This is a genomic window from Staphylococcus agnetis (assembly GCF_002901865.1).
GTDB lineage: Bacteria > Bacillota > Bacilli > Staphylococcales > Staphylococcaceae > Staphylococcus > Staphylococcus agnetis.
In genome coordinates, this window is record NZ_PPQF01000047.1 from 13,093 (window position 1) to 24,699 (window position 11,607).

General features: G+C 34.4%; 12 protein-coding genes. All 12 read left to right on the plus strand.

All coding sequences use genetic code 11. The features are described 5' to 3' along the window. Nucleotides 1–6: 6 nt before the first annotated feature. The 12 genes from CD172_RS07650 (at nt 7) to CD172_RS07705 (ending at nt 11,534) form a co-directional block, all read left to right on the plus strand. The gene (locus CD172_RS07650; RefSeq protein WP_103345984.1) at nt 7–540 is read left to right on the plus strand and encodes a YpiB family protein; all 534 of its coding nucleotides are present in this window, start codon (nt 7–9) and stop codon (nt 538–540) included. Between the two features lie 30 nt (nt 541–570). Beyond that, the gene (locus CD172_RS07655; RefSeq protein ID WP_103345985.1) at nt 571–1,173 is read left to right on the plus strand and encodes a DUF1405 domain-containing protein; all 603 of its coding nucleotides are present in this window, start codon (nt 571–573) and stop codon (nt 1,171–1,173) included. Between the two features lie 36 nt (nt 1,174–1,209). Beyond that, nucleotides 1,210–1,905 (plus strand): zinc metallopeptidase, encoded by a 696-nt coding sequence (locus tag CD172_RS07660; RefSeq protein WP_060551071.1) that lies wholly within the window; start codon nt 1,210–1,212, stop codon nt 1,903–1,905. Between the two features lie 140 nt (nt 1,906–2,045). Beyond that, nucleotides 2,046–2,366 (plus strand): nucleotide pyrophosphohydrolase, encoded by a 321-nt coding sequence (locus tag CD172_RS07665; RefSeq protein ID WP_037564310.1) that lies wholly within the window; start codon nt 2,046–2,048, stop codon nt 2,364–2,366. A gap of 14 nt (nt 2,367–2,380) precedes the next feature. After that, nucleotides 2,381–3,517 carry an N-acetyl-alpha-D-glucosaminyl L-malate synthase BshA gene (gene bshA / locus CD172_RS07670; protein ID WP_103345986.1) on the plus strand — a complete coding sequence of 379 codons (1,137 nt, stop codon included), beginning with the start codon at nt 2,381–2,383 and terminating at the stop codon, nt 3,515–3,517. After that, a complete protein-coding gene (locus tag CD172_RS07675) occupies nt 3,510–4,712 on the plus strand; it encodes a CCA tRNA nucleotidyltransferase (protein ID WP_103345987.1) in 1,203 nt (400 codons plus the stop codon). The genes bshA and CD172_RS07675 overlap by 8 nt, the downstream gene beginning before the upstream one ends. Continuing rightward, nucleotides 4,699–5,670: a biotin--[acetyl-CoA-carboxylase] ligase gene (locus CD172_RS07680; RefSeq protein ID WP_085622361.1), complete on the plus strand. Its 972-nt coding sequence runs from the start codon at nt 4,699–4,701 to the stop codon at nt 5,668–5,670. Before CD172_RS07675 ends, CD172_RS07680 begins: the two co-directional genes overlap by 14 nt. A gap of 22 nt (nt 5,671–5,692) precedes the next feature. Beyond that, nucleotides 5,693–8,380: a helicase C-terminal domain-containing protein gene (locus CD172_RS07685; RefSeq protein ID WP_103345988.1), complete on the plus strand. Its 2,688-nt coding sequence runs from the start codon at nt 5,693–5,695 to the stop codon at nt 8,378–8,380. A 98-nt stretch (nt 8,381–8,478) separates the two neighbouring features. Further along, nucleotides 8,479–9,771 (plus strand): asparagine--tRNA ligase, encoded by a 1,293-nt coding sequence (gene asnS, locus CD172_RS07690; RefSeq protein WP_103345989.1) that lies wholly within the window; start codon nt 8,479–8,481, stop codon nt 9,769–9,771. An 80-nt stretch (nt 9,772–9,851) separates the two neighbouring features. Continuing rightward, entirely contained in the window at nt 9,852–10,544 is a 693-nt protein-coding gene (locus CD172_RS07695) for a DnaD domain-containing protein (protein WP_060551064.1), read from the plus strand. Next, nucleotides 10,534–11,205: an endonuclease III gene (gene nth / locus CD172_RS07700; protein WP_060551063.1), complete on the plus strand. Its 672-nt coding sequence runs from the start codon at nt 10,534–10,536 to the stop codon at nt 11,203–11,205. The genes CD172_RS07695 and nth overlap by 11 nt, the downstream gene beginning before the upstream one ends. Beyond that, nucleotides 11,205–11,534 carry a YpoC family protein gene (locus CD172_RS07705; RefSeq protein WP_165805524.1) on the plus strand — a complete coding sequence of 110 codons (330 nt, stop codon included), beginning with the start codon at nt 11,205–11,207 and terminating at the stop codon, nt 11,532–11,534. Before nth ends, CD172_RS07705 begins: the two co-directional genes overlap by 1 nt. The last annotated feature ends 73 nt before the right edge of the window (nt 11,535–11,607 follow it).

The following is an 11,607-nucleotide window of genomic DNA, read 5'->3' on the forward strand; positions in this document are numbered from 1 at the left end:
GATACGATGTTTGAGGTGCCCATCAATCAAGACAAACAACATTTGATTGATTATTTATTGTTTCAATATCAGTTTAAATCACGAATATCTGTGTGGTTGTTAAATTATTTTAAATCAGATGATGATTTTTTAAGTCGGATTAATTTCGTTGATCAAATGATACCTGGACATCTTACGTTAGAAATTTCAGTTGAAAATAGTGAATACCCAGCTATACGTTTGACGATGGATGGAATGACATATGTGAATACAAATGAAATCTTTACTCGCATCATTAACGATACGGCACCGATAGATTTAAAAATCCACTTTTCTCATGCCAAATATAGAGATTTACGACTTGATCATATTATTTTACATCAATTATTAACGTCTCATCATAACACATGTTATTTTAATGACGTAGCTAACATTCATTTGAGCAATGATATGCGCCAACATTTGATGCATATCATTGAATCTCAAATTGATTTGAGTTTACAAATGAAAGATCAACACACTTTTTATTACTATACGGCGTTATTACGTGTAGTTAAATAAGATAAGCGTGTTGTTTTAAGGAGTTATGCTATGAACTGGTCTTCACTGCATCCGATTTTAATATACAATCGCGCCATATTAACATTTTTATTTCTATGTAATTTAATGGGTACGATTTTCGGTTATGTATGGTATGCGCACAGATTATCTCTTTCTCATTGGAAATATTGGTTGTTTATACCTGACAGTCCTAATGCAACGCTCTGTTTAACTGTGAGTATTGGGTTAATGCTTTTCAATCACCGCAATGCAATCATTGATACCCTCGCATTTATCACCTTGATTAAATACGGTGTATGGGCCATTTTCATGATTATATTTTTAAGTATCCACGACCAAACTATTTATTTATTAGGGGTAATCTTGTTAGTAACTCATGCCATCATGGTGATTCAAGCATTTTTATTTTTACCTCGGTTCAAAATCACATGTCTGAGCATTTCCTTTGCTATGGTTTGGGTGTTTCACAATGATGTGATAGATTATGTCTTTCATCAATTTCCAAAATATGGTTCATTGACACCATACGAATCTATCATTGGTTACGTCGCATTTTGGTTAAGTGTTCTACCATTGTTAATATCAATTTATGTCTGTCATCAACGAAAGGTTAAAAAGTTTGACCATTATTAATCAACCACTTACAATAGTATTAAAGGAGTGAACATAATGTCTTTTATTAATTTAATTATTTATTTTGTAATACTTATGATCCTCCCAATGTATGCTCAACATAAAGTTAAATCTAACTATGAAAAATATTCACAAGTTAGATCTACAAGTGGCAAGACGGGACGAGAAGTTGCTTTAGAAATTCTACATGCTAATGGCATTTATGACGTAGATGTGAAAGAAGGCGAGGGCTTTTTAACTGATCATTATGATCCAAGTAAAAAAGTAGTCGTTTTATCACCTTCTAACTATAATCGACCAAGCGTTGCGGGTACAGCGATCGCAGCCCATGAAGTTGGTCATGCGATTCAACATTATGAGGGGTATTTCTTCTTACGTTTCCGTTCTGCATTAGTACCAGTAGCAAATTTAGGTAGTTCGTTATCATACTTACTTATTACTGCTGGATTCATTTTGACAATGTTGCATATTGCATTCGGTTCTACGCTATTATGGATTGGGATTTTCTTTATGGCTTTTGCTGTGTTGTTCTCAATCATTACATTGCCAGTAGAATTTGATGCAAGTAAACGTGCAATGAAGCAAATTCAACGTTTGAATATTGTAAATGAAAAAGAATATAAACATGCTGGCCGTGTGTTACGTGCAGCTGCAATGACTTATGTTGCCGCTACAGCAGTAGCCGTTGCTGAGTTAGTAAGATTAATTCTTATCGCACGTTCTGAAGAATAATAATACGTATAAAACATCCATTCTGATATACCAGAATGGATGTTTTATTTTGTCTCTTTTCAATGTCCAATGTCCCAAAATTGCCGATACCCTAGATTATCATGTAAGATAAAGATTAAGACATTGAAAGGGTGCGTTAAATGAATAAATCAATGAAAATGATGCAACAAGAAGTGGATGATTATATATCTCAATTTAAAGCAGGGTACTTCTCACCACTTGCAAATTTAGCGCGTTTAACTGAAGAAGTAGGAGAACTTGCACGTGAAATTAATCACTATCACGGTGAGAAACCAAAAAAAGCTTCAGAAGCGGCTAATACTATTGAAGCTGAACTCGGAGATAATTTATTTGTATTGTTATGTTTAGCAAATTCATTAAATATTGATATGACAGAAAGTTTTAATCAAACGATGGAAAAATTTAATCAACGTGATAGTCATCGTTTTGAACGTAAATAAAGGAGTGTGCCAATGTGAAAATAGGAATTACGTGTTATCCTTCGGTTGGCGGATCAGGCATCATTGCCACAGAATTAGGTATCTTAATGGCAGAACGCGGGCATGAAGTTCATTTTATCACCTCAAATATGCCATTTCGACTTAACAAACCCGTACCGAACATTACGTTTCACCAAGTAGATATTAATCAATATGCGGTATTTCAATATCCACCTTATGATATTTCCTTAAGTACAAAAATCGCTAACGTCATTAATGAACATGATTTAGATGTACTTCATATGCACTATGCGATACCGCATGCCATTTGTGGCATACTGGCACGCCAAATGTCAGGCAAAGATATTAAAATTATGACAACATTACACGGGACAGATATCACTGTTTTAGGTTACGATCATGCATTACGAAATGCCATCAAATTTGGAATTGAAAAAAGTGATATTGTCACAAGTGTGAGTCAATCACTGAAAGATGAAACGTATCAAATTATAGAACCTGACAAAGAAATCGTTCCAATTTATAATTTTGTGAGAGAGCACGAGTTTCCAGTAGGACGTCAACCCGAACTACGTGCGAGTTACGGCATTTCACAAGATGAGAAAGTCATCATTCATGTGTCTAATTTCCGTAAAGTTAAACGCATCGATACGATTATCGAAACTTTTGCACATATCCGTAAAAACATTAAAGCAAAATTACTTTTAATTGGCGATGGACCTGAATTGTTAGATATGCGACAACTTGTAAAAGCGTTAAACTTAACAGATGATGTCTTATTTCTTGGAAAACAAGACTGTATGAGTAATTTTTATCAAATTTCTGATCTCGTTTTATTGATGAGTGAAAAAGAGAGTTTTGGTTTAACCCTTTTAGAAGCGATGAACTCAGGTGTCATACCTATAGGCACAAGTGCAGGTGGTATTAAAGAAGTCATTAAACATGAAGAAACAGGCTTTTTAGTGAATATTGGAGACGCACATGTAGCGGCAGACTATGCTGTTTCTATTTTACAAGATTCAAAACAATATCAACGTATGCAGGCGGCTATGTTAGCAGATATTCAACAACGTTTTCATTCCTCTAAAATTGCAGATCAATATGAGCATTATTATGAAAAAATGTTAGGAGACGCGTACACACATGACTAAAACTGCCTTTTATGATGCGATACCTGTAATGGAGCACATTTCAAAACATGGTTTTAAAGCTTACTTTGTCGGTGGCGCTGTACGAGATTATTACTTGCAACGTGATATTCATGATATCGACATCGCTACAAGTGCTACACCAGATGAAATCGAAGCTATTTTTGAGCACACGATTCCAGTTGGCAAAGAACATGGTACGATTAATGTTGTCTTTGAAGGGGACAATTATGAAATTACGACCTTCCGCACTGAAGGTGACTATGATGATCATCGTCGCCCAAATGATGTACAATTTGTGCGCTCATTATATGAAGACGTCGCACGTCGAGATTTTACAATTAATGCGATGGCAATGGATACATCATTTAAACTTTATGATTATTTTGAAGGGCGACATGATTTAACAGCAGGTCTGATTCGTACAGTGGGCGATCCCAACTTACGTTTTGCTGAAGACGCTTTACGCATCATTCGAGGATTACGATTCCAATCTCAACTTAATTTTGAAATCGATCCTAATACGTTTGAAGCGATGCGGAATGCCGCTTGTGATATTGCATATTTATCCATCGAACGTATTATAGCGGAGCTAGATAAGTTGCTTAAAGGTTCAGGAATCGAAAAGGCTTTTTCAGCAATTCAAAGCATTAATCTCTTGGCGCATGTGCCTTATTTCAATCAATATCAATGGCAAACGCTCTCTTTATCTGAACCGTTGACACTTGTGCAATTCCTTGCGTTGTTGTATTTATTAGAGGGAAAGAAAGCACATATAAAAACTTTAAAATTAAGTAACCAAACACTTAAGGAAGCTGATGTTTTATATTCCGCTGTATCAGAATTACAATCCATTCAATCAAAACGTGACCTTCAAATTTGGTTATATGATTACGGTATTACACTTGCTCAAACGATTCTTGATTTGCGTCCGTTGTTTCAAAATCATGGCATTATGTTGCCATCACCTTTATTTTTTAATGCGACAAGCGTTCATTCACTTTACGAACAACTGCCAATTCGGTCTCGTAAAGAAATACCAATTGATGGTAAAGTACTAATGGAAGTATTACAACAACCTAGTGGCCCTTGGTTAAAACAAGCATTAAGAAAAATTGAATGCGCGGTTATAACTCAAGAAACACTCAATACACAATCTGATATTATAGAATGGGTGAAATCAAATGTCGAAGTATAGAGACCCCATATTAAAATTAATTACGGATGAGCGACCGAATTACATTTCTGGTCAAACCATCGCAGAAAAACTGAATATTTCTAGAATGACGGTAAAAAAAGTCATTGATCAACTTAAAGCTGAAGGTATTTCTATTGACTCTGTACATAATAAAGGGCATCGCCTCAATACTTTCCCTAATACTTGGCATACAAGTATCGTACAATCTGTATTAACGCATCAACCTTTATTTGATATCATACACTGCTATGACTCAGTAGCATCTACACAGCTTGAAGCTAAACATCTATTGGTTGACCATGATGAACCAATGCTTATTATTAGTGATACCCAAACTGAAGGTCGTGGGAGATTTAAAAGACCTTGGCAATCTTCTAAGGGAAAAGGGCTGTGGATGTCACTCGTCTTAAGACCTCAAATTTCTTATGCCATGTTAACAACATTTAATTTATTCATGTCGTTAGCGATTCGTGATGCGATTCAAGCTTATGTAGATGAAGACGTTAAAATTAAATGGCCTAACGATATCTATATTGGCGAAAAGAAAATATGTGGCTTTTTAACTGAAATGGTAGCAAATGCAGATGGTATTGAAGCGGTCATCTGTGGTATAGGCATTAATATCAACCAAACTACTTCTGACTGGGACGATGAAATACGTCAAATTGCAACAAGTATTAAAATTGAGAGTGGTCAGTCCATTGAACGTTATACGTTTTTAGAGACACTCATTTCACATATCGCTAAACGATACCATCAATTCCTAACATCTTCATTCAAATCAATTAAAGAGGAATACGTTGCTGCTTCCAACATATGGCATCGACAATTACGTTTTACTGAAGGCAAACGTCAGTTTTACGGCAAAGTAATAGAAATTGATGATGAGGGTTTTTTACATGTTGTAGATACAACAGGAACGATTCATCGTCTAATGAGTGCAGATATTGAACTATAGATAAAAAGAAAGGAGGGGTGATATGTCAAATACGCGCTACGCGATTGTCGATTTAGAAACGACAGGAAATCAAGTGGGCTATGATGAAATTATTCAAATTGGAATATCCTTTGTTGAAAATCATTCAATTGTAGATCAATATCATTCTATGGTTAAAACAGACTTAGAAATACCGACGTTTATTCAAGCTTTAACCTCAATAGAAGCGGACATGCTTGATCAAGCGCCTTATTTCAAAGATATTGCGCGCCAGATATATCATAAACTAGAGAATTGTATATTCGTGGCACATAACGTCAATTTCGATTTGAACTTTCTTCAATTCGCCTTTAAAAGTGCGCACATCGATTATGAACCTCCACAAATTATAGATACACTAGAATTATTTAAAATTGCTTTCCCAATGGAAAAAAGTTATCAATTAAGTGAATTAGCTGATGCGAAAGGTATCGTTTTAGAACAAGCGCATCGTGCCGATGAAGATGCACGTACAACGGCACAACTGATGATTATTGCTTTTAAGCAATTAGAACAACTTCCGGTAGAAACGATGAAACAACTTTACTTTTTAAGTAAACATTTAAAGTATCAATTGGATCATTATTTCTTCGAGCTGGTTCGACAACATAAAAACAATGAACATGTCACTACATATCGCCATTTTAATGGCCTATATTACAAACCTATTCTAGATTTAAAAGAAACCCGTATACAGTTTGAAGGAGACATTCAAACACTGTATCAAACGATCATTGACAAAGCAGGGTATCAATATCGTGAAACACAGTTGTATATGGCTGAAACGATATATAATCAAATCATGCATAGTGAAAAGACCTTGATAGAGGCAGACACAGGAAGCGGTAAATCGCTTGCATATCTTATTGCTGCATTGATGTTTCATATTGAAACCGGGGAACATGTTATGATTTCGACAAATACAAAGTTGTTACAGAATCAATTGTTGCAACATGACATTCCTATGATTAATCGTGCACTGAATATACGTTTACACGCGCGTATGATTAAAAGCAAACACGACTACATCTCATTAGGCCTTGTACGTCAAATCCTCGAGGAATCTACACCAAATTATGAAGTGAATGTTTTAAAGATGCAGCTTTTAATCTGGATTCTACAAACAGAAACAGGGGATATACAAGAACTTCATTTGCGTGGCGGGCAAAAAATGTACTTTACACAAAAAGTCGAAACATATATTCCAATTAAAAACGATGTACATTATTACCATCATATTAAGCAAAATGCACAACGTATACAAATTGGTGTAACAAATCACGCCCACTTAATGTATTCTTCTCCAGACAATTCCATATACCAATTATTTAATCATTGTATTATAGATGAAGCACATCGGTTACCTGATTATGCTTTTGATAGGGCGATTAAAGTAGTAGGTTATGCTGACATAAAATACCAACTCGGGTTAATTGGTAAAACAGAAAATGAAAAATTATTACGTCAATTAGATGTTTTAGAACAACAGCGCATAGATGAAAAATTAGACATACCACCTATCGATGTATTTCAAATTAAAGAAGACATTGATCGTATTCATGAAGAAAATGAGCACCTTTTTAACGTGTTGTTTGAATGTGCACATCAGTCAAAAATTTATGAAGACGAAAGTGCCAAAACATTTTATATTTATAATTTAGATTCTGAACAAATTTCAAAGCCTTTGAGTCGTCTCATCCAACAAATTAATTTAACACTTGAGAATTTTAATAGCATGAAACATGCTACTATTAAAGCGATTCGCAAACATTTATTGTATATACGAGATATGATGAAATATTTTGAAAAGGCGATTCAGCAACACCAACCGTTTTATCTATCACTCAAAAATACGCATCAAAAGTCCACTTTAAAGGTGCATATTAAAGAAAATAAAATTAAAACGATTTTAACGAATAAAGTTCTTAATAAATTTGATTCCATTACGTTTGTTTCAGGGACGTTAACATTTAACGGCTCATTTGATGCTTATAAAAAATGGTTTAATAACGAAGCATTTAAAACTTTTACCATCAAGCCAAAAGTACCGTTAAATACAAAGGGACATTTATTTATACCATCCGATATCGAACGCTTTGATTACCATCACCATGATGATTATATTCAATCCATAGTTTCATACATTATTGAGTATGCTGAAATCGTCCAAGGTAAGTGTTTGGTTTTATTCACAAGTTATAAAATGTTATATGAAGTTATGAATTATTTACAAGACTTAGAAGCACTTGAAGATTATGTCATTTTATCCCAACAACCTAGTCAAAATTTTAAAATCGTTCAGCAGTTTAACCACTTTGATAAAGCGATTTTATTAGGCACTACGATGTTCTTTGAAGGGTTTGATTATCAAGCCAATGGCATAAAATGTGTTATGATTACCAAATTACCATTTATGAGTCAGTATCATGCTAAACCAGTACTTCTAAAGGATGAATTCGATAATATCTTTAAAGATTATGTCCTTCCTGAAGCTGTTTCAAGATTTAAACAAGGTTTAGGGCGCTTACTACGAAATGAACATGATCAAGGTATAGTGGTTTCATTCGACAATCGTTTAAAAGAGCAACATTATAAACATTTTTTCAATGAAGCACTTGAACCATTTGCTAAACATTACGGAACAATGAACGATTTTGATAAATTATTAATTCAATTACAGTCAAAAAAGTAACATGAAATGATATTTTGTTTGAACTTATTGCGATTGTAGAACTTATAAGTGAGTTTTGATAAAATAAGAAAGAGTAAAAATGTAATAGGAGACTGGTTATGAAAACAACGATAAAAGAAGCTAAGAATTTTATAGGTCAAGAGGTTACAATCGGTGCTTGGCTCGCAAATAAACGATCAAGCGGTAAAATCGCGTTCTTACAATTGCGTGATGGAACTGGCTTTATGCAAGGTGTTGTCGTTAAAGCAGCTGTAGATGAAGACACTTTTAAACAAGCGAAGTCCATTACACAAGAAACCTCTTTATATATTACGGGTGAAATCACAGAAGATAATCGCTCAGATTTAGGATATGAAATGCAAGTCAAATCCATCGAAGTGATTCATGATGCTCATGACTATCCAATCACACCTAAAAATCATGGTACAGAATTTTTGATGGATCATCGTCATTTATGGTTACGTTCAAAAAAACAACATGCAGTGATGAAAATTCGTAATGAAATTATTCGTGCGACCTATGAATTCTTTAACAATAATGGTTTCACAAAAATCGATCCACCAATTCTTACAGCTAGTGCACCAGAAGGCACAAGTGAATTATTCCATACAAAATATTTCGATGAAGATGCCTTTTTATCTCAAAGTGGTCAACTGTATATGGAAGCTGCTGCGATGGCGTATGGTAAAGTGTTCTCATTTGGTCCAACTTTCCGTGCAGAAAAATCCAAAACGCGTCGTCATTTAATTGAGTTTTGGATGATTGAACCTGAAATGGCCTTTACTACACATGATGAAAGTTTAGAAGTTCAAGAACAATATGTATCGTTTATCGTTCAATCTGTTCTCAAAAATTGTGAAATTGAACTTAAAACGTTAGAGCGTGACACATCTAAATTAGCTAAAGTAAAAGCACCATTCCCTCGCATCTCATACGATGATGCTATTGAATTCTTGCATAAAGAGGGATTTGATGACATTGAATGGGGCGATGATTTTGGCGCGCCACACGAAACTGCTATTGCAAACCATTATGATTTACCTGTATTTATCGTTAATTATCCAACTCAAATTAAACCGTTCTACATGCAACCAAATCCAGCCAATGAAAAAACGGTTTTATGTGCCGATTTAATTGCACCTGAAGGCTATGGGGAAATTATCGGTGGTTCAGAACGTATCAATGATATTGAATTACTCGAACAACGTATTGACGAGCATCAATTAGATACGGAAAGTTATCAATATTATTTAGACTTACGTAAATATGGTTCGGTTCCCCACAGTGGCTTTGGTCTAGGACTTGAGCGCACTGTAGCATGGATTTCGGGTGTTGAACATGTACGTGAAACATCTCCATTCCCACGTTTATTAAATCGTTTATATCCATAGTATTTAATGACTGTAGACCAAGTCTCATGACTAATTTTTGAGCTTGGTCTTTTTATATCAAAACGAAACGAGGTGACGACATGAATGCAAGAGAACTACAAATTCGTCCTGTGGTCATTCGATACGAATTGCTAAATTATTATCAAGCACTCGGTTTGAACGAAGCAGACTTAATCATACTAATTAAAATTTTACACGCCTATGAAGTGTCTAATTTACAACCTTCAATAGATGTTCTTAAACAAGGTACGACGATGCAAGAAACAGAAGTCACTATGATTATCCAAAAACTTATTCGTTTAGATTTATTATCAATGAAAGTTGAAAAAGATCATGACGGTAAATTCTCAGAATTCATAAATATGGACGGCTTCTTTAATCAGTTCGCAAAAGTGCTAGAGCAAGAAAAGCAAAAATTAGAGCTTGAAAATGACACAGCACATTTTAAACGTTTATTTTCTAAAATTGAGACCAATTTTGGTAGGGCATTATCACCATTAGAAATAGAAACGATTTCACAATGGTTAGACGTCGATCACTATCCACACCAATTAATCGATGCTGCAATTGACGAAGCTTTAAGTCATAATAAATTAAATTTAAAGTATATTGATCGAATATTGTTGAATTGGCAAAAGAATAATGTCACTACTGTGGAAGATTCAAAACCTATACGGGCAAAATTTAAAAAACAATCACAAGAGGGAGCAAAAAAAATTGAAAATTTCCCTAAGTTTGATTGGTTAAATGGGGAGTCACCAAATGGTAAGTAAGAAAAAAGCTTTAGAAATGATAGATACAATTGATCAAATGTTTCCAGATGCAGAATGCGAATTAAAACATAGCAATCCTTTTGAACTCACAATTGCGGTTTTATTATCTGCACAATGTACAGATAACACCGTTAATAAAGTAACACAAGACTTATTCCAAAAATACCATACACCTGAAGATTATTTAAATGTTGAACTTTCAGAACTCGAAAATGATATTCGACGTATCGGATTATATCGGAATAAAGCAAAAAATATTCAAAAATTATCTAAATCATTAATTGATAAGTTTGATGGGGAGGTTCCAAACACACATCAAGAACTTGAAAGTTTAGCTGGCGTGGGGCGAAAAACAGCTAACGTGGTCATGAGTGTGGCTTTTGGAGCGCCTGCTTTAGCCGTCGATACGCATGTAGAGCGCGTTTCAAAAAGATTAGGGATATGTCGTTGGAAAGATAGTGTCTTAGAAGTAGAATGTAAGCTCACATCTATTATCCCTAAAGATCGATGGACTAAAAGTCATCATCAATTAATCTTTTTTGGAAGATATCATTGTTTAGCACGCAAACCGAAATGCGGAGAATGTCCTTTATTTGATGATTGTCGTGAGGGACAAAAACGTTATAAAGCGTCATTAAGAGCAGTAGGTGGCGTCTCATGATGAATCGCTACACTCATTTTCATAACCTTGAACTCGAATTAGATGCACTTGCCAAAAAACGTTTAATTGGAAAACCACCTTCATTTGACTTATTAGATGCTTATTACGAATTACTCATATCTTATTTTAAAGATATCAATCATATCTCTTCTATTGAGCCACTTGATGAAACACAGTTAATGATTAAACCATTTAATTTAACAGAACGATTGGCGTATATTCAACAACGTAAACATCATTATATGGGATATCAACAAATGAAAACATTAAAAACAGAACTTATAAAAATGCACGCAGCCTATCGCGTCCGTCATGAAGAAGATCTTTAAAAGTATTGACGTGTCGGTAGCACTTGCATATTTGTAATATAAAAAAACAAACTCCTAAACAACATCGTTGTCT

Coding starts and splice junctions, on each gene's coding strand:
- CD172_RS07680 (WP_085622361.1), top strand. CDS start 4,699: ATGTCGAAGTATAGAGACCCCATATTAAAATTAATTACGGATGAGCGA.
- asnS (WP_103345989.1), top strand. CDS start 8,479: ATGAAAACAACGATAAAAGAAGCTAAGAATTTTATAGGTCAAGAGGTT.
- CD172_RS07675 (WP_103345987.1), top strand. CDS start 3,510: ATGACTAAAACTGCCTTTTATGATGCGATACCTGTAATGGAGCACATT.
- CD172_RS07665 (WP_037564310.1), top strand. CDS start 2,046: ATGAATAAATCAATGAAAATGATGCAACAAGAAGTGGATGATTATATA.
- CD172_RS07705 (WP_165805524.1), top strand. CDS start 11,205: ATGAATCGCTACACTCATTTTCATAACCTTGAACTCGAATTAGATGCA.
- CD172_RS07655 (WP_103345985.1), top strand. CDS start 571: ATGAACTGGTCTTCACTGCATCCGATTTTAATATACAATCGCGCCATA.
- CD172_RS07685 (WP_103345988.1), top strand. CDS start 5,693: ATGTCAAATACGCGCTACGCGATTGTCGATTTAGAAACGACAGGAAAT.
- nth (WP_060551063.1), top strand. CDS start 10,534: ATGGTAAGTAAGAAAAAAGCTTTAGAAATGATAGATACAATTGATCAA.
- CD172_RS07660 (WP_060551071.1), top strand. CDS start 1,210: ATGTCTTTTATTAATTTAATTATTTATTTTGTAATACTTATGATCCTC.
- CD172_RS07695 (WP_060551064.1), top strand. CDS start 9,852: ATGAATGCAAGAGAACTACAAATTCGTCCTGTGGTCATTCGATACGAA.
- CD172_RS07650 (WP_103345984.1), top strand. CDS start 7: ATGTTTGAGGTGCCCATCAATCAAGACAAACAACATTTGATTGATTAT.